This is a genomic window from Microbacterium sp. NPDC055442, from assembly GCF_053644215.1.
Genome location: NZ_JBSHLF010000005.1, coordinates 179,792 through 199,759 on the forward strand (window position 1 = coordinate 179,792; position 19,968 = coordinate 199,759).

9 protein-coding genes are annotated in these 19,968 nt (G+C 72.7%); all 9 read left to right on the plus strand.

Annotated elements, in window-relative coordinates; genetic code table 11:
- The first annotated feature begins 36 nt into the window (after positions 1 to 36).
- Positions 37 to 1,176, plus strand: a complete 1,140-nt coding sequence (locus ACWIBS_RS12875) for a serine/threonine-protein kinase (protein ID WP_376131065.1) — start codon at positions 37 to 39, stop codon at positions 1,174 to 1,176.
- On the plus strand, positions 1,176 to 7,136 hold the full coding sequence (locus ACWIBS_RS12880; RefSeq protein WP_376131062.1) for an Ig-like domain-containing protein: 5,961 nt from the start codon (positions 1,176 to 1,178) through the stop codon (positions 7,134 to 7,136). The genes ACWIBS_RS12875 and ACWIBS_RS12880 overlap by 1 nt, the downstream gene beginning before the upstream one ends.
- Positions 7,137 to 7,171: 35 nt before the next feature.
- Positions 7,172 to 8,137 (plus strand): AAA family ATPase, encoded by a 966-nt coding sequence (locus ACWIBS_RS12885; protein ID WP_376131049.1) that lies wholly within the window; start codon positions 7,172 to 7,174, stop codon positions 8,135 to 8,137.
- Positions 8,134 to 9,501, plus strand: coding sequence for a DUF58 domain-containing protein (locus ACWIBS_RS12890; RefSeq protein WP_376131046.1), 1,368 nt, complete (start codon positions 8,134 to 8,136; stop codon positions 9,499 to 9,501). Before ACWIBS_RS12885 ends, ACWIBS_RS12890 begins: the two co-directional genes overlap by 4 nt.
- Entirely contained in the window at positions 9,498 to 12,011 is a 2,514-nt protein-coding gene (locus tag ACWIBS_RS12895; RefSeq protein WP_376131043.1) for a transglutaminaseTgpA domain-containing protein, read from the plus strand. The genes ACWIBS_RS12890 and ACWIBS_RS12895 overlap by 4 nt, the downstream gene beginning before the upstream one ends.
- Complete coding sequence (locus tag ACWIBS_RS12900) at positions 12,008 to 13,459, plus strand: DUF5684 domain-containing protein (protein WP_376131040.1); 1,452 nt, start codon at positions 12,008 to 12,010, stop codon at positions 13,457 to 13,459. Before ACWIBS_RS12895 ends, ACWIBS_RS12900 begins: the two co-directional genes overlap by 4 nt.
- A complete protein-coding gene (locus ACWIBS_RS12905) occupies positions 13,456 to 14,103 on the plus strand; it encodes a hypothetical protein (RefSeq protein WP_454137030.1) in 648 nt (215 codons plus the stop codon). Before ACWIBS_RS12900 ends, ACWIBS_RS12905 begins: the two co-directional genes overlap by 4 nt.
- 108 nt (positions 14,104 to 14,211) lie before the next feature.
- Entirely contained in the window at positions 14,212 to 15,465 is a 1,254-nt protein-coding gene (locus ACWIBS_RS12910; RefSeq protein ID WP_376129561.1) for an RDD family protein, read from the plus strand.
- On the plus strand, positions 15,462 to 19,943 hold the full coding sequence (locus ACWIBS_RS12915; protein ID WP_376129559.1) for an FtsK/SpoIIIE domain-containing protein: 4,482 nt from the start codon (positions 15,462 to 15,464) through the stop codon (positions 19,941 to 19,943). The genes ACWIBS_RS12910 and ACWIBS_RS12915 overlap by 4 nt, the downstream gene beginning before the upstream one ends.
- The last annotated feature ends 25 nt before the right edge of the window (positions 19,944 to 19,968 follow it).

Consider the following 19,968-nt stretch of genomic DNA (forward strand, 5'->3'; position numbering starts at 1 on the left):
TGAACACTCGGCGCGATGATCCTGGGGGAGGGAACGGTGGCCACACGCCTGCCCTCGGCCCCTCCGCTCCTTCCGGGGCTCGCCTACATCCGCCCGCTCGGATCGGGTGGATTCGCCGACGTCTTCCTGTACGAGCAGGACATGCCCCGGCGCAACGTCGCGGTCAAGGTGCTGCCGAGCGACGTGCGCGATCCCGACCTGCGGCGCATGTTCAACGCGGAGGCCGACGTGCTCGCACGGCTGTCCGCGCACCCCGCGATCGTGACGGTGTACCAGGCGGGCATCTCGGCCGACGGCCGTCCCTACATCGTCATGGAGAACTGCCCCGGTTCGCTCGCGCGGCGCTATCGCATCGAGCGGATCCCGGTCGATGAGGTGCTCGCGACCGGCGTGCGCATGGCGAGCGCGCTCGAGTCGGCGCACCGCGCCGGCGTGCTCCACCGCGATGTGAAGCCCAGCAACATCCTCATCACGACATTCGGCACGCCGGTGCTCGCAGATTTCGGGATCTCCTCGTCGCTGCTGCGCGAGACCGCCGATGAGGTGCTCGCCATGTCGATCCCGTGGAGCGCCCCGGAGGTCGTCGCCGAGCAGACGGCGGGCACCGTCGCGAGCGAAGTGTGGAGTCTCGGCGCCACCGTCTACTCGCTGCTGGCGGGCCGGAGCCCGTTCGAACGCCGCGAGCGGGGCCAGAACACGAAGGAGCTCCTGCGGCGACGGATCGCCCGGGCCTCGTATACCGACATCGCGCGCACCGACGTGCCCGCATCGCTCCAGGCCGTGCTCGCGCAGGCGCTGAGTCGTGATCCCGCCAAGCGGCATCCCTCGGCGCGCGCGTTCGCCGAGGCTCTGCAGGCGGTGCAGACCGAGCGAGGGGTGTCCCCGACGCCGATCGACGTGCCCGAGACCGAGTGGGCGCCCGCCTCCGAACGCGTCGACTTCTCGGATGCCGGGCTGCGCGGCCCCGTCCGATCGAGCGTCGACCACGTGCGCCGTCGCAAGGACCACACCGATTCCGGCGTCGCGGGCCTGGCACGCGACGAGGACACGGCGTTCTCGGGACCCGGCTCCGAGAGCCCGAGCCGCATCGGGATCGTCGTGGGCATCGCCGGCGGAGCCGTCGTCGTCGCCGCGTCGGCGGTCGTCGCGGTGCTGTTCGCGACGGGTGTGCTGTGATGCGCCGCCGGACGACAGCCGGACTCGTCGCGGCTGCCGCCGCGGTCGCACTCGTGACGACGGCGAGCATCGTGTGGCCCGGTCTCGACGCCAAGGAGACCCCGCGGATCGACGCATCGGTGTGGGCGCTGCAGACCGCCGACGGGCGCGGCTACGCCCGCGTCAACACGACGGTCGGCGAACTCGACACCGTCCGCAGCATCAGCAATCCCGACCTCGTGGTGCAGGCTCCCGACGCCGCGTATCTTCTCAGCGACAGCCTCAGCACGATCACTCGCATCGACGAAGCGCAGCCCGCCGACCTCGACGACGAGACGCTCGACGTGTCGACGCCGACGCCGACGGGCACGGTCGACGTCGCCGCGGCCGACGACTTCATCGCGTACCTGACCGATGCCGGCGCCGTCTTCGCCGGACGGCTCTCGCTCGGCGATGCCGCACAGCTCGCCCCCTTCGCCGACGGCGATGACAGCCCGCGGTACACCGCCGATGCGATCGCGGTCGACGAACGCGGCATCCTGTTCGCCTACTCGCGCGCCGACGGATCGGTGCTGCGGTACGACATCGCGTCGTCGACGGTGCGCGGTCGCGATGCCGTCGCGGTCGACGCGACCGAAGCGCTCGCGATCACGGCCGCGGGCGACACGTGGGCCGTCGTCGACACCGACACCGGGACGCTGTGGCGACGAGGGGCGGATGCCGCCGAGCAGGCCCCGACGACGGGGCCGGTCGTCGTGGGCGAGCCCGATGCCCACGGCGATGCGATGTACCTCGCCGATGAGATCTCGGTCGTGACGGTTCCCGCCGACGACGGGCCCGCCGCGCGGGCGTACGGCATCGGCGACACGGTGCTCGGCGTGCCGGCGGCACCGGTCGTGCACGACGGCGACGTCTATGCCGCGTGGCTCGGCCAGGGCGGCACCGGCGGCCTGCTGTGGAACTCGCGCGACGACGCGGCCGTGCCGCTCGACTACGGCGACGCCGTGCTGTCCGATCAGCGTCGGCCGACCTTCGTCGAGGGCCGTGATGCGCTGCTGCTCAACGAGACCAGATCGGGCTGGGTGTGGACGGTCCCCGACGGCGAGCTCGTCCCATCGAGCCAGGACTGGTCCCTCGACGACCGCGTCGAGGCGGAGTCGGTCGTGAGCGATGAGGAGCTCCCGGTCATGCTCGACCCCAAGCCTCCCGTGGCCGAACCGGATTCCTTCGGTGTCCGGGCGGGGGCGCTCGCGGCGCTGCCGGTGCTCATGAACGACCACGACCCCAACGAGGACGTGCTCAGCATCGTGGGCGAGTCGGTGACCGGGCTCGACCCGGGGTTCGGGACGGTGTCGCTCACCGACGACGCGCAGCGGCTCACGGTGCGCGTCGCGCCGGGGGCGACGGGGTCCGCCACGTTCTCGTACGCCGTGACCGACGGCACCTCCGACGACGGCCTCGTGTCCGAGCCCGCGACCGTGACGATCACGGTCGCGCCCGAGTCCGCCAACACGGCCCCGCAGTGGTGCGGAGTCGAACGCTGTCTGCTGGAGTGGCCCGAGCCCGAGGTCGCCCGCGGCGGCACCGTCACGGTGCCGGTGCTGCACGGCTGGGTCGATCCCGAAGGCGACCCCGTCCTGCTGCTGTCGGTCGACAACCCGTCGGGCATCGGCAGCGTCGCGGCGACGCCCGGTGGCGAGGTCGTCTACCAGCACGACGACGACGGGTCGGGCGGCGAGCAGCTCGTCGAGCTCGCGCTGACCTTCGCCGATGCGCGGGGCGCGACGACGGTCGAGCCGCTGATCGTCCGCGTCACACCGCAGCCCGCGCTGGATGTGCGCTCGTTCGCCGTCGTCGACGTGCTGGCGCCCGGAACGACGGTCGATGTCACGGCTCACGTGACGGGCACGACGGGGATGCTGTCGCTCTCTTCCGTCCGCGTGCTCGACGACGCACCGGCGACGGCGACGATCGTCGGCGGCACGACCGAGTTCGACTTCTCGGCGCGTGCGGCCGGCACGTACCGGGTCGACTTCACGGTGACCGACGGCGCTCAGGAGGGCAGCGGCACGGCGCGCATCACGATCCTCCCCGAGGACGCCCCGCCGCAGCTCGCCACGGCGCCCGTCGTCGCGTTCGTGCATCCGCAGAAGGACGCCACGATCGACGTGCTCGAGGCGGTGCACAATCCGACGCGTCGCGTGCTTCTGCTCAGCGATGTCGAGGCGACCCCCGAGGCGGGGGCCAGTCTCTCGGTCGACGCCGTGGGTCAGCGCCACCTGCGCGTCTCGGGTGCGACGGCGTCGGGGGCCTCGGGGCGCCTGGGCACGGTGCGCTACGTCGTGAGCGACGGCACCGAAGACGCCGGCGCACGCGTCGAGGGCGAAGCGACCGTGTATCTGCTGCCCCCCGCGCCCGAGCTCGCGCCGATCGCCGTGGACGACCGCGTCGTCGTGCGCGCCGGAACCCAGATCGACATCCCGGTGCTCGAGAACGACGTCGCTCCCGCGGGAGGGCGGCCCGTGCTCGATCCGTCGCGAGTCGTCTCGTCGACCGATGACGCCCTTGCGTTCGCATCGGGAGACCTGCTGCGCTATCTCGCCCCGACCGAGCCGGGCGAGTACACGATCGACTACGCCGTCTTCACGACGGGCTCGCCCGCGCTCGCCGACGTCGCGACCGTGCGGGTGCAGGTGCTGGGCGACGAGACGAACCGTGCACCGCTGCCCGAGCGGCTCGAAGGCCGCGTGCTCAGCGGACAGTCCACCGTCATCGACTTCACGCCGTTCGAGATGGATCCCGACGGCGACACCGTGACGCTCGACAGCATCGTGACCCAGCCCGAGCGCGGGTCGGCGTCGCTGTCCGCCGACGGCACGTCCATCGTCTACACGAGCGTCGCGGGTGACCGCGGACAGGTGTCGTTCACGTACCGCGTCGTCGATCCGTCGGGTGAGAGCGGAGATGCGCGCGTGCGCATCGGGGTGCTGGACGCGCAGTCGAATCCGAGTCCGGTGACCTACACCGATTACGTGCAGGTGCAGGCGGGCGAGGGCAAGTCGATCCGCGTCCGGCCGCTCGCCAACGACATCGACCCCGTCGGGGGCCGTCTCGCGCTCACCGACGCGCGGCCGGATCTGCCCCAGACGCTCGTCGAGGGCGAGCCCAACCCCGAGTTCGACCGTCTGGCGGCCCGGCTGCTGTCGGTCGACGAGCAGACGGTCGTCGTCGAGGCCGGTCAGGAGCCGGGCACGATGTCCTTCCTCTACGACGTGGCATCGACGTCGGGCAACACGGCGCGCGGGCTCATCGTCGTCAGCGTCGTCCGCGAGAGCGTGCCGGACTACCCCGTCGTGAGCGACACCGTCTTGACGGCCGAATCCCGGGAGGAGTTCCCCACCGGCGTCGATGTGCTCAGCGGCAAGGTCGCCTGGTCGGCGGGCACGGTCGAAGACCTCGACCTCTCGCTGTGGGGCGATCCGGACGACGTCTCGGTCGCGGGGCCCCGGATCCGGGGACCGCTCACGGCTCGGACGCAGCTCATCCCGTTCGCCGTGTCGGGCGAAGGCGCCGCGGGCGAGGTGACCACGTACGCGTTCCTGCGCGTGCCCGGCGACGGCGACGTCACGCTGGCCCTTCGCGCGGGGATCGCCGCGCCGCAGGTCGTCGAGCTGGAATCGGTGACCTTCGACATGGCCGACCTCGTCGCCAGGCCGCGCGGAAGCCGGCTCGAGGTCGGCGGCGAGGCGACCGCGTCGGGTGCGCGCGCCGATTCGGCGTGCGTCGTCGAAGCCGGCACACGCGTGCGCTACGACGCGGGCGCGGGCGCACCCTGGACCGATGCCTGTCGCGTGGCCGTGCGCCTCGAGGGGCAGGACGAGTGGACGCAGCTGTCCGTGCCGATCACCGTGTGCGCGCGCGACCCCCAGCCCGAGCTCAAGGCCGGATCGGTGACCGTCGGCCCCGGCGAGACGACGACGTTCGACCTGCGGTCGATGACCACCTGGCAGCTGCGCGACGACTGGGCCGGGATCGCCTACGCCCTGGATTACACCGGCACCTCGTTCACCGCCTCGCTCGACGGATCGATCGTCACCGTGACGGGCGCCGATCGCGCCGTGCCGGGACTCGACGAGGCAGCCGTCGTGTCGGTCACGAGCCACGCCGATGTGACACCGGCTCGGCTCATCCTGCGCGTCGGCGCCGCACCGTCGACCCTGCCGCGCGGCGGCTCGGTGACGCAGCAGTGCTCGCAGGCCTCCGGGTCCTCGTGCACCTTCACGGTCATCGGCGCTGCCGGCGAAGTCAATCCGCTGCCGCGCACTCCGCTCGAGGTGGCCGCCATCCGGGACGCCGGCTCGTGCAGCGGCGTGACGTTCGCCCGCGTCTCCGCGGCCACCGTCTCGGCGACGTGGACCGCCGACACGGCGGGAATGACGTGCACCGCGGCCTTCTCCGTGCAGGACGCGCAGGGCCGCCGCACGAACGGCGAGCGCGACGGCCGCATCGTGTTCGACCTGCTCGGCTACCCGAAGGGGCCCGCCTCGATCGCGCAGACCGGCTACGCCGACGGATCGGTCACGCTGCGCATCGACCCCGGCGCGGCGCGCGCGGCGTATCCCGAGCTCACGGGCTTCGTCGTCGTGTCCGACGGCAGAGAGGTCGCGCGCTGCCCTGCCGACGGCGCGTGCCCGGAGATCTCGGCGCCGAACGGCGAACCGCGCACCTATGAGGCGTTCGCGCGCAATGCGGTCGGCCAGTCCGTCGCCTCCGTGCGCACGGTCGCGTGGGCCTACGACGCACCCGCCGCACCGGCATCCGTCACCGTCCGGCCCGTGCCCGCTGGAGCAGAGGGGGGCATCGTCGCCCTGACGGTCGAGGGACTCGACCGCGACACCGGCTCGGTCGAGATCACGAGCGCGACGGGCGACACGGTCCGCGTGCCCGTGGGCCGCGGGTCGAGCACGCTCGACGTGCGTTCGTACCGCCTCGGCACGAACGCCCGCTCGCCGATCACGGTGACGCCGTACTCGCGCTTCGAGCTGCCGCCGGGGCTCGGCGGCAGCCCGACCGGCGCCTCGACGATCGGCTGGGGCAACGGCGTCGGCGCCCCGCTCGCATCCGACCTGGTGCTCGAGTCCACGTCGAACGGCGACGGCACGTCGACCGTGACCGCGCGCGCGTCGGCGCAGCTCAACGGCACCGGCTCGAGCCTGCGCTACGGCATCGTGCGCGACGGTCAGACGTGCCGTGTCACGACCGACGGGTCGTCCGCGACCTTCTCGGGTCTCGCCGACGGCGAGGAGTACCGCTTCGTCCTGTGCGTCGAATCCTTCTGGGGCGACGAGGCCTTCGCCCGCGCCGAGACGTCGAAGACGGTGCGCGCCGCGCAGTCCGGTCGTGCTCCGCGCGGGTACACCTTCGTCGTGGATGCCACGCCCGACGTCGTGCCGTCGGCCGGCCGGGCGCAGTGGGTGATCCGGGACACCCCGCGCTCGAGCGAGCCGGTCCCCAACCGCAACAGGGTGCAGTTCGACGCGTGGTCCCCGGGCAGCGGCACGTTCGGCCAGGATCCCGGCATCCGCGTCCGCTACGTGCACGAGTTCTGGGGCATCGCGACGGACTGGTCCGCCGTCGCGCCTGCCCCGGGCAGCGCTCCCTACCAGTTGCAGGCGTCGTGGCAGCTCGCGTCGCCGTGCGTCGGCGGCGGCGCGCTCACGCCGACGGGAACATCGTCGAACGGTCCCGGCGGCACCGTCGCGGCGTTCCAGTTCGACGCCTCCCGTGTGGTCTACTACGACGCGGCGGGCGCCGTCGTGCCGCACGAGGCGGGCACGTGGGCCGTGCCGGTCGGGGCGATCCGCGTGGACGGCATCGGCGTGACGGCGAGCTGGTCGCAGTGGGGGCTCAGCCCCGCGTCGGCGACCTTCGGCGCGTCCTGCAACCCCAACCTGCCGCCGGACCCCGAAGAAGCCCCCTGACCCATGCCGACGACCGATCGATCGAGGAATCCGCGATGACCATCTCCCCAGAGCAGGCGACCTGGTTCGCTCAGACGTTCGCCCAGCTCGCCGATAACGTCGAGCGCGCGGTTCTGGGCAAGCGGCACGCCGTCGAGCTCGTCCTCACGGCCATGCTGAGCGACGGCCACGTGCTGCTCGAAGACGTCCCCGGAACGGGGAAGACCTCGCTTGCACGCGCCATGGCGCAGTCGGTGCAAGGGACCAACACCCGCATCCAGTTCACACCGGATCTGCTTCCGGGCGACATCACGGGCATCAGCGTGTACGACCAGAAGGAGGGCGTGTTCGAGTTCCACGCCGGCCCGATCTTCGCGAACATCGTCCTCGCCGACGAGATCAACCGCGCCTCGCCCAAGACGCAGTCCGCGCTCCTCGAGGTCATGGAGGAAGGGCGCGTCACGATCGACGGCGTCTCGCGTCCGGTCGGCGACCCCTTCATCGTGCTCGCGACGCAGAACCCGATCGAGCAGGCCGGCACCTACCGGCTGCCCGAGGCGCAGCTCGACCGGTTCATGATGCGCACCTCTCTCGGCTACCCCGACCACGCGGCGACCGTGCGGATCCTCGACGGTGCCGCGACGCCGACGGCCGACCTCGCCCCCGTCATCACCCCCGATGCGCTCGTCGGCATGGCAGACCTCGCGGCGCAGACGTACGTCGACGCGCTCGTGCTCGACTACATCGCGCGCCTCGTCGACGCGACGCGCTCGGCCGATGAGGTGCGCCTCGGGGTCAGCATCCGCGGTGCGCTCGCCCTGACCCGCGCCGTCCGCACGCGCGCCGTCTCACAGGGGCGCACCTACGCGACGCCCGACGACGTCAAGGCGCTCGCCGTGTCCGTGCTGTCGCACCGGCTCATCCTGCACGCCGAAGCGGAGTTCGACGGCGTCACGCAGGAAGCGGTCGTCGGGCAGGTGCTGCTCGACATCGCACCGCCCTCGCGCCGAGAGGCCGTATGAGCCTCACCGACACGCGACTGACACGGACCTCGACCGAAGGCGCGGCGGGGCGCACCCACGCGACCTCGGTGACCGCGACGTCGATCTCGTCGGGGCGGATCGTGAACGTCGTCGTCTGGTCGACGCGTGCCTGGCGCGCTCTCGCCCGTGCGGCGACGGCGAGCACGATCTGGGTCGCCCGCACGGTGCGACCGGCGGGCGCGCTCGTGCTGCTGGCCGCCACGGCGGGTCTCGCGGCCGGCCTCGTGTTCGGCTGGGTCGAATGGATGGTCGCCGGCGCGGCGGCCCTGCTGCTTCTGCTGGCCAGCATCCCGTTCCTGTTCGGGTCGCGTTCGTACGAGGTGGACCTGTCGCTCGCGCGCGAGCGGATCATCGCGGGCGACGGGCTGTCGGGCGACGTCGTCGTCCGCAACACGGGCCGGCGGATGGCTCTGCCCGGCCGCATCGACATCCCGGTCGGGCCGGGCCTGGTCGAATTCGGCGTGCCGCTGCTGCGCCCGGGTCACACGGTCGCCCAGCCGCTGGACATCCCGCGGCTGCGGCGCGGCGTCGTGCGCGTCGGTCCCGCCACGACGGTGCGCAGCGACCCCGTCGGACTGCTGCGGCGCGAGCACGCGTTCGCCGATGCGCACGAGGTGTTCGTCCACCCCCGCACGACGTCGATCCCGTCGACGAGTGCGGGGCTGATCCGCGACCTGGAAGGCGCCCCCACGCGTCGCACGGTCGACGCCGACATGAACTTCCATGCGATCCGCCCCTACGTCGCGGGGGACGCCCGGCGCCACATCCACTGGAAGTCGACGGCGAAGACCGGTCGCCTCATGGTGCGGCAGTACGAGGAGTCGCGCCGGTCGCGGATGGCGCTCGTGCTCGCCGTCGCCGAGCACGAGTTCCGCGACGCCGACGAGTTCGAACTCGCCGTCTCGGCGGCGGCGTCGTTCGGCGTGCAGGCCGTCCGCGACGCGCGTGATGTCGTCATCGTGACGGGATCCGAGATCCCTCGCGCCGTGCGCGGACGCCTGCGGGCGATCCGCCACCTGCCCGCGGCTTCGCCCCGGCCCATGCTCGACGGCTTCAGCGGCGTGCGCATGTTCGAGAACACGATGGCCCTCGGCGACGTCTGCCGGCTCACCGCCGAGTCCGGCGAGCGGATCTCGATCGCCGTCCTGGTGACGGGCTCGGCCATGACGCTCACGCGTCTTCAGCAGGCCGCCCTCGCATTCCCCGCCGACACCGCGGTCGTCGCCGTCGTGTGCGACGAGCGCGCGCACCCCCGCGTGCAGACGCTGTCGAGCCTCACCGTCATGACCATCGGCACACTCGACGACCTGCGGGGGCTGCTGCTGAGAGGGGCTTCGGGGTGAGCGGGGCGCAGCGACGACGGGATGCCGCGAAGGCGGGCGGCCGCGTGCCGCCGCGCATCGTCGCGGGCTCCCTCTTCGCGGCGGCGGTCGTCGCGACGGCGGGCGTGTCGGCGTGGCCGATCTACCGCGAGCCGGCGTTCGTCGTCCTCGTGGCGGTCTCGGTCGGCGTCGCGGTCGGGATCACGGTGGTGGCGACGCGTCGCCGGTGGAGCGGCTGGCTCGTCGCCGGGGTCGTCGCGGCAGCGTTCATCGTGCTGGGCGTGCCGCTCGCCGTCCCCTCACGCCTCGGGGCCCCGGTGGAGCTCGTCCGGGGGCTCGGCGAGCTCACGGCGGGCACCGCGGTCGCGTGGAAGGACCTTCTCACGGTCGAACTGCCGGTCGGCTCCTACCGCAACCTGCTCGTGCCGGCGCTCGTCGTCTTCCTCGTCGGCACGACAGCGCTGCTGCGGCTGTCCTGGCGCGAGGGGCGCCGCGCGTACGTCGCGATCCCCGTCGCACTGGCGATGGTGTCGTTCGGTCTGGTGTTCGGCCACGCTGACGTGAGCAGTCCCCTGATGCTCGGGCCCGTGACGCTGCACGCGCCGGTCGAGACGGCGCTCGGCGTCGCCGGTCTGCTCGCGTGCCTGCTGTGGCTCGCCTGGCGCGCGCACGATGAGCGGGTGCGCGCTCTGCAGCGCGCGGCGGTCGCGAGCGGCGTGCGCGTCGCACGACGGGCGACCCCCGCCGACCGTCGCCGGGCCGCGCTCGGGATCGGGATGATCGCGGTCTCGGTCGTCGTCGCGGTCGCGGTCGTGCCGTTCGCGGCCCGGGGGATCGACCGGGACGTGCTGCGCAGCGCCATCGGCCCCGAGATCGATCTGGCGGCCGAGCTCAGTCCGCTCACGCAGTACCGCGGCTTCTTCCAGGACGAACGCGCCGACGACGTGCTCTTCACCGTCGAGCTGACCGAGCGCACTCCCGACCGCGTGCGGCTGGCGACGCTCGACGACTACGACGGCGAGGTGTTCCGCACGAGCGAGGGGACGGGGGACGGGCGGTTCGTCCGCGTGGCATCCGCTCTCGAGGCCGGAGACGGAGAGCCGATCGAACTGCGCGTCACGATCGATCGCTGGGACGGACTGTGGATGCCGACGGCCGGCCGGCTGGCACGCGTCGACTTCGACGGGCCCCGGGCGGCGCTGCTGGCGGACGGCTTCTACTACAGCGCGGAGGCGACCGCGGGCGTCCAGGCGGCCGGCGGCGGACTGGAATCCGGCGACGCGTACCGGATGACGGGGGTCGAGCCGGCGCGGATCCCGCTCGCGCAGGCGCAGGCGCCCGGTGCGCCGGGGCTCGACACGATGCCGCCGAGCGTGCGGACCTGGGTCGAGGAGCACGCGTCGGGATCGGACGGCGTCGCGCTCGAGGCGGCGGTCGATCTGCTGCGCGAGCGCGGATACCTCAGCCACGCCCTGTCGCTGGGCGCCGACGGCACCGCCGTATGGGCGAGCGGGCTGTCGGGCTACCGGTTCCAGCCGAGCGCGTCGGGGCACTCGCTCGGACGCATCGACGCCCTGTTCACGCGGCTGCTCGAGCGTGAAGCCGACCCGCGTGCCGCGGCATCCGGCAACTTCGTCGCCGCGATCGGCGATGACGAGCAGTTCGCGACGGCGGTCGCGATCATCGCGCGCGAGCTCGGATTCCCCTCACGCGTCGTCGTCGGCACGCGCCTGGCCTCGGACGACGCGGACCTGAGCGTGTGCGACGACGGCGTCTGCCGCGCGCAGCATCTCGCGGCCTGGGCCGAAGTGCGCTCCGCGGGCGGCGAGTGGATCCCGATCGACGCGACGCCGCAGCACGCGCAGTCGCCGAGCCTCGAGGTGACGCAGCAGCGCGACCCGGAGGTCGTCACCGAAGTCCTGCCCGATTCGGTCGAGGAGATCATCCCGCCCGAACCCGTACAGCAGGATTCCGTCGCCGCCGACCCGTCCGATGAGGCGGCCGGTCCCGACCTCGCGTGGCTGTGGCCCGTGCTGCGCATCTCCGGGATGGTGCTGCTCGTGCTGCTCCTCGTGCTCGGCCCGTTCCTCGCGGTCATCACCGCGAAACGGCTGCGGCGTCGTGCCCGCCGGACGACGGGGACGGCCGCGGAGCGCGTCGCGGGCGGGTGGGAGGAGTACGTGGACGCCGCGATCGACGCGCGTCGTGATGTGCCGCGCAGCGCCACGCGCAGCGAAGTCGCGGCCGCTCTGGGCACGTCGGCGGGCGCCGATCTCGCGGCGGCCGCCGACGAGGCCGTCTTCGCGGGGGAGGCGGGAGAGCCCTCGCCCGAAGCGGTCGACGCCTATTGGCGGACCGTCCACGCCGAGCGACACGCGCTGATCGGTGCGAACGGAATCCGGCGCAGGGTCGCCGCGACCGTATCGTTGAGATCGATCATCCGCCCGCTGGCACCCGCGAAAGGTGCTCGCACGCTCTTCGCCGAGAGGGGGAGGCGTTCGGGGCTGCGGCCCCTGCGTCCCACGCCATGACCATCGATGCCTCTGCCGTCGCCGCCGCCGGCCTGACCTGGTCCCTCGTCGCCCTCGCGCTCTACGTCTGGACGGCGATCGCCCTCGCCGCGGTGTTCCGCAAGTCGGGAGAGCCGGCGTGGGCGGGATGGGTTCCCGTCTACAACCAGGTCGTGCTGTTCCGCCTCGGCGGCGTCTCGCCGTTCCTCCTGCTGCTGTATCTCGTTCCGGGCGCGGGGGCCGTCGCCGTGTGGATCCTGCAGATCATCGCGTGCCACCGCATCAACGCCGCGTTCACGCTCGGCACGGGGATGACCGTGCTGGCGGCACTCGTGTTCCCCGTGTGGGCGTCGATCCTGGGTTTCGGCAGCGCACGCTGGGTCGGCGAAGAAGAAGCCGGTCCGCGACGGATCGGCGTTCCTGCGCCCGAAGCGACGCCGGTGTTCCCTCAGACCGGCCCGATTCCGCCGATGCCCGGCGCCGATGAGACCTTCCACGGACGCTCGACGCTCGTCGCGCCCGAGGATCCGCTGTTCGCGACGTCATCCGAAGCGGTCGCTCCGCCCGCGCCCGCCCCGGGACGACCGACGCCCTTCGCCCCATCTGCGCGCACGGCTCCCGACGAGGACGAGCCGGTCGGCCCCGTGGCCGGTCGTGCGGAGTCGCCGGTCTCGCCGCCCCCCGGCGGCTGGGCTCCGTCGGTCCCGGGCGACGCGAGCCGAACGCACCGTCGTGACGAGTTCGACGGACTGCGGCCGCCGCCCGTCCCGGAGGACAGCGTCGAGGTGACGGGGGCGATCCCGGGTGCGCCCGAACCGATGCCGGCCGCACCGTGGTCGCTGCCCGACCCCGCGCCCGTCACGCGCGCGCCCGCGGCCGCCAGGCCCTCGCCCGCGCCCGAGCAGGCGGACGCCGGCCCGGCGGACGGCGAGCCGATGGCTCCCGAGCCGTGGGCCCCCACGCGGTCGCCGCACTTCGACACCGACGCCTTCTCCGACAGCTCCGGCGCGGTCTCGGCGATCGCCGGCGCCCCCGACGCGGGCTCCCCCCGGTCGGCCCTGTCGTCGGTCTCGGCGCAGAACAGACGCCCGCAGATCCCGGACGACGCGTTCGATGAGACGATCATCGCTCGACGCCGTCGCACCGACTGGTCGCTCGTCACGCCTTCGGGCGACCCCGTCCCGATCGGCGCCGAGGTCGTGCTGCTGGGCAGGCGTCCCCAGCCCGATCCCGGGCATCCGAGCGCGCAGCTCATCTCGATCGACGACGGAACCGTCTCCAAGACGCACGCGCGGCTCGAACTGCGCGGCGACACGTGGTGGGTGACCGACCTGAACTCCACGAACGGCGTGGTCTTCGCGACGCTCCTGGGCACCGAGGTCGAGGCGACGCCGGGCGTCGCGATCGAGGCGGGTGACCGTTTCCTGCTCGGCGATGCCGAGATCCGCCTGGCCCGGAGCGTGGAGTGACCGACGAACCCGACGACGAGACCCGCGTCGCGCGGCGACGCGGCACGGGCTCGGACGCGCATCCCGAGGACGACCTCGAGGCGACACGGCTGGTCGCCCGGCGCGGGGCCGAAGCGGCCGCACCGGTCGATCCAGGAGACGCCGGAGCGGACACCGACCTCGATGACGCGACCCGGCTCTCGCGCCGCGCCGCGCGGGAGGAGGCTGAGATCGCCGGTCCCCGGCGGACGACAGCCGGGGACCTGCCCGAGGTCGATCCCGACGAGGGATCGACCGTCGTCGTGCGACGCGAGTCGCGGCGTCGCGCCGACCTCGCCGCAGCGGGCCACGAGGCGATCGAGGACACCGTGCTCACACGTGGACACGGCCCGTCCGTGCCGGGAGGCGCCGTCCGGTCGGCGCCCCGCCGCGAGGAGACCGCGCCTGCCGTGACGTACGGTCCGCGCGCCGCGGAGCCCGCACGCGTGACGCGCGCGGCGGCACCGGTGCGCAGCCCGCAGCAGCCCGTCGACACCGACTCGCTGACCGCGCGGCGGCGGCGTCTGGCACGCCGACGTCTCGTGGGGACGATCGTCGTGGCGGGGTTCGTCGCACTCGCCGCGGCGGTCACGCTGGGCGTGATCCTGCTGGCGGGCGCGGGATGACCGCCCGCCGGTTTTCCGAAGTCGGCGCGCTTCGTGAGAGTGTGGGGCGGTCCGTGCGCCCGCATCGTGCGCACCGTGATCTGATGCTGCCGTGATGCGAGGAAGACGATGACACAGGCTGACGTGCCCACGGGCGAGTTCGACGACTCCGATCCCGCCGTCGCTGCGGCCCTCGGGCTCGTGCCCGCCGGCGCCGGCATCCGCTCGCTCGCCTTCGCGATCGACGTCGCGCTGTGGGCGATTCCCGCCGCGGTTCCCGTCGCCGGCGCGGTGCTTCTGGTGACCGGGACCGCGCCGCTCGTGCCGATCATCCTGCTCGCCGCCGGCGGGTTCCTCACGACGCTCTTCGTCGTCATCCAGCTCATCGTGCACGGGCGTCGCGGTGTCACCGCGGGCAAGGCCATGCTGCGCCTGCGTTCGGTCTCGGCCGTCGACTACGGTCCTCCCGGTTTCTGGCGAGTCGTGCTGCGCGCACTCGTCCTGTGCGTCGGCAACATCGCGGTGCTCATCGGACCCGCGATCCTCTTCGCGTCCGCGCTGTGGGATCCGCAGGCTCGCGGGCGCAGCATCCTGGATCGTGTCGGCGGATGCTGGGTGGTCGACACCCGCGCCGGCATCGACCCGTTCGACGCCAAGGCGATGCGTCACGCGCGCCGCACGCTGCGCGGGCGCCCCGACGACAGCGAGGACCTGCCCTCGATGGCCACGGGGGTCGGCGCCGCCGATGCGCTGCGGATCCTCGGGGCCCGCTCGCGCGCGGGCGTCGTGGGCTCGGGCAGCACCGGTGCGCAGTGGGCCGCGCGGGACTCGGCTCCGGTCGGCGTCATCGACGCGGTCCCCGACGTGTCCCGGCCCGCCCCCGCCGAACCGTCCCGCGACCGAGTCGCCGCGGCACCGGCCGTCGCGACTTCGGCCGCCGTGGCACCGCCCGTCGCGGCTTCGCCCGCCGTGGCACCGCCCGCCGCGACGCCGCCCGTTGCCGCCCCGCCCGCGGCCGCAGAGGCGGTCGGCAGCCGTCGGGGGCGACCGACCGTGCGCTTCGACGACGGCTCGACGATGCGAGTCCCCGCGCTCGCGCTGATCGGCCGCGATCCCGAAGCCGCCGCGGGCGAGCACGTCGACGCGATCGTCCAGCTCGACGATCCCGAGCGACTCATGTCCAAGACGCACGCCGCGTTCGGTCAGGACGCCGACGGCGTCTGGATCGCCGATCGCGGGTCGCGCAACGGCACGCAGCTGCGCTCGCCGGGGGGCGACACCGTCCCGGTGCCGGTCGGCGAGGCCATGCGCGTGCCGCTCGGCTGGACCGTGCACGTGGGTGGACGCACATTCGACGTCGTCGCGAGAGGTGCCGATTCGTGAAACTCAAGCTCAGCCTGCGCCGCGGGGTGGGCACGTCGGTCGACGTGCTCGTCACGGCGGATTCCACCGCGACCGTGCAGGACGTCGCGCGCGAGCTCTCCGACGGCGACTCGCTCGCCCAGGGAAGCGCCGTCAACGCGAGCGCCGTGCCGACGCTTCTCGTCGCCCCGCCCGCCGGCGAGCCCGTGCACCTCGACCCCGCGACGCCCATCGGCGACGCCCCGATCGGATCGGGCTTCGCGGCGTCCGTCGTGCCGGCCGCGCCCGGTGCCGACGGCAGCACCGCGACGGCCGCGGTCATGCACATCCTGAACGGACCCGACGCGGGACGCACCGTGCCGCTCGCCGCCGGCAGCACCGTCATCGGCCGCGCGGCGCCCGCCGAGCTCCTGCTCGACGATCCCCTCGTGTCCAAACGCCACGCGCGCGTCGACGTCGACCAGGGCATCGAACTGGTCGACCTCAACTCGGCCAACGGCCTCATCGTCGACGGCGGCCTCGTGCAGCGCGTGCGGGTCATCCCCGGTCAGCGCATCACGATCGGCGCGACCGACGTGTCCTTCACGCTCGCCGAGCGCGTCGCGACCGACGACGCCCTCGTGCTCGAGCGCGGCGGCGCGCTCATGTTCAACCGCTCCCCGCGCGTCGAAGACCGCTACGCGGGCGAGGAGTTCCGGCATCCGATCATCCCCAATGAAGCAGACCCGCGGATGTTCCCGTGGCCGATGATCATGGCGCCCGTGCTGCTGGGACTCGCGATGTACGCCATGACGCAGCGTCCGACGTCGCTGCTCATCGTCGCGATGGCGCCGCTCATGATGCTCGGCAACTTCATCGGGCAGCGCACGCAGCAGGGCAAGAAGCTCAAGCTCGAAATCGAGACCTTCGAGACGCAGCTCGACGAGCTCGACGAGAATCTCGCCGACGAAGAGCTCGTCGAACGCGAGCGCCGGCGCGCCGAGGCCCCCGCGACGGCGGCCGTGTACGAGAACGCGATCTCGCTCGGCCCCATGCTGTGGACGCGTCGTCCGGAGCACTGGAACTTCCTCGGCCTGCGGCTGGGCGTCGGCACGGGAGACAGCCGCAACACCGTCGGGCAGCCGAACGACCAGCGCGGGATCGCCCACTACTCGCACCAGGTCGAGGTCGTGCGGCAGCGCTTCGCGCGCATCGACGACGTGCCCGTCATCGAGCTGCTGCCGTCGGCCGGTGCCATCGGCATCGCCGGCACGCGCGAACTGGCGGCCGACGTCGTGCGCGGCCTGGGCGTGCAGCTGTTCGGCCTGCACGCGCCGAACGAGGTCATCACGGCCGCGATCGTCGACCCGAGCTGGACGGCCGACATGGAGTGGATGAAGTGGCTCCCGCACACGACGAGCCCGCGATCGCCGTTCGCCGAGATGGCGCTCGCCGACAGCCAGTCCGCCGGCACGGCGCTGCTGAACGGTCTCGAAGAGGCGATCCTCGAGCGGCTCTCGGGCTCGGCGACGCGACGCGGACCTCTCTCGGCGAAGGACACGTCGATGGCGCTCGGTCAGCACGTCGGCGAGCAGAGCGGCGGATCGGACAAGATCGGCGACGTGTCGCTCGTGCTCTTCGTCACGCACGACGCACCCGTCGACCGTCCGCGACTGACGCAGGTGATCGAGCGCGGACCGGATGCCGGCGTGTACACGATCTTCGTCGCCCCGACGGTGGAATCCCTGCCGGCGGCCTGTCGCACGTTCATCGACGTGACCGAGGGTCTCGAGCGCGCGCACGTCGGCTGGGTGCGCGCGGGTGAGCGCGCCGTCGACGTCGAGATCGAGGGCGTCTCGCGCGACTACGCCGAGATCTTCGCCAAGCGGCTCGCGCCCGTCGTCGACTCCAGTTCCGTCGCGGCGGACTCCTCCGACCTGCCGGCGAGCGTCTCGCTGCTGCGGCTCATCGGGAGCGACCTCGCACAGGAGCCGCAGGCGGTCGTCGAGCGCTGGCGGCAGAACAACTCGATCATCGACCGCACGCGCGGTCCGCGACCGCGCCTGAAGCGCGCGGGCACGCTGAAGGCCTACGTCGGTCAGGGCAGCCCCGACGCCATGACGCTCGATCTGCGGACGCAGGGTCCGCACGCCCTCGTCGGCGGCACGACCGGCTCGGGGAAGTCCGAGTTCCTGCAGGCGTGGGTGCTCGGCATGGCGGCCGAATACAGCCCCGACCGCGTCACGTTCCTGTTCGTGGACTACAAGGGCGGATCCGCGTTCGCCGACTGCGTCGAGCTGCCCCACACGGTGGGACTCGTGACCGACCTCAGCCCGCACCTCGTGCGGCGGGCGCTGACGAGCCTGCGCGCCGAGCTGCATCACCGCGAGCACCTGTTCAACCGCAAGAAGGCGAAGGACCTGCTCGAGCTCGAGAAGCGCCAGGACCCCGAGACGCCGCCCGCCCTCGTCCTGGTCATCGACGAGTTCGCCGCCCTCGCGACCGAGGTTCCCGAGTTCGTCGACGGCGTCGTCGACATCGCCCAGCGCGGTCGCTCGCTCGGCATCCACCTGATCATGGCGACGCAGCGGCCCGCGGGCGTCATCAAGGACAACCTGCGCGCCAACACCAACCTGCGCGTCGCGCTTCGCATGGCGGATGCTGCGGACTCGAACGACGTCGTCGGCGATGTCGTCGCGTCGACCTTCGATCCCTCGATCCCCGGGCGCGGCATCGCCAAGACCGGACCCGGCCGGCTCGTGCCCTTCCAGTCGGGATACGCGGGAGGCTGGACCACCGACGAGCCCGATCGCGCGCAGGTGCGCGTGGCCGACCTGCGCTTCGGCTCGGTCACCCTGTGGGAGTCCGATGCCGAGGGCGAATCCGACACGCACGACGAAGACCTCGGCCCCAACGACCAGAAGCGGCTCGTCGCGAACCTCGTCCGCGGCGCCGCCGAGGCGGGCATCCCGGTTCCGCGTCGGCCATGGCTCGACGACCTCACGACGACGATCGACCTGCGGGACCTGCCGCTCGACGGCGACGAGCGCATTCCCCTCGGCCTCGCGGACATCCCGCAGCGGCAGCTGCAGGAGGCCGTGTTCTTCGCACCGGACACCGACGGGCACATGCTCGTGTACGGCACGAGCGGCGCGGGCAAGAGCGCCGCGCTGCGCACCGTCGGGATCGCGGCGGGCGCGCGTCCTGATCTGGCCCGCACGGCCGTGTACGGCATCGATTTCGGAACCGGCGCGCTGCGCTCGCTCGAGATCATGCCGCACGTCGGCTCGATCGTCTCGGGTGACGACGCCGAGCGTGTGCAGCGACTGTTCCGCACGCTGCGCGGCATCCTCGACGACCGTGCCAAGCGCTATTCCGCCGTCAACGCCGCGACGATCACCGAATACCGCCAGATCACGGGCGACGTGGCCGAGCCGCGCATCTTCCTGCTGCTGGACGGCTTCGGCGTGTTCAAGCAGGACTGGGAGACGACGTCGGCCCGTGCGCCGTTCTACGCGATCTTCATGCGGCTCCTCGGCGAAGGACGCCCGCTCGGCGTGCACGTGGTCGCGACGGCCGATCGCTACGGCGCCGTGCCGACGGCGGTGAGCGCGAACGTGACCAAGCGCATCGTCCTGCGCATGTCCGACGAGAGCGCCTACGCCATCCTCGGCGTCGCCAAGGACGTCCTCAACGAGCGCAGCGCGCCCGGGCGCGCGATCGTCGACGGGCTCGAGACGCAGGTCGCCGTCATCGGGGGCACGTCGAACGTCGCCGAGCAGAACGCGGCGGCCGAGGCGTTCGCGGCCGCGCTGCGGCAGGCGGGAGCGCCCGAGGCCAAGAACATCGGGGCGCTGCCCACCGAGCTCGACGCGGCCGAGCTTCCCGAATGCGTCGGCGAGCTGCCGACCCTCGGCATCGGCGACGACACCCTGGGGCCCACCGGCTTCGAGCCCGTCGGCACGTTCGTCGTCGCCGGGCCCCCGCAGAGCGGAAAGACGACGGCCCTGCGCGGGATCGTCGCGGGGCTGGAACGCTTCGACCCGGCGGTCGAGCTCTTCCACATCGGCGGACGGCGAGCCGCGCTGCGATCGTTCCGCCCGTGGCGGCGCGCGGCGACGGGGATCGACGACGTGCGCACTCTCGCGAAGGAGCTCAAAGAGGTCGTCTCCGACGAGACGATCCCCACGCGCATCGCGATCGTCGTCGAGAACGTCACGGAGTTCGGCGACACCGATGCCGAGCGGCCCCTCAAGGAGCTCTTCCAGGCGATCAACCGCAGCGACCACTTCCTCGTCGCCGACGGCGACGTCTCGCAGCTCAGCAGCGGGTACGGCCTCATCGGCGAGCTCAAGGCCGGGCGCCACGGCATCGCCCTGCGTCCGGACACCTACGACGGCGAGTCGCTGTTCAAGGTGGGCTTCCCGAAGGTGCAGCGTCACGAGTTCCCGCCCGGCCGGGGGCTCTTCGTCGAGAACGGACGCTTCGTCACGGTGCAGCTGCCGCTGGTCACCGACTGAGCCCAATGGGGATTCCTCCCCATAG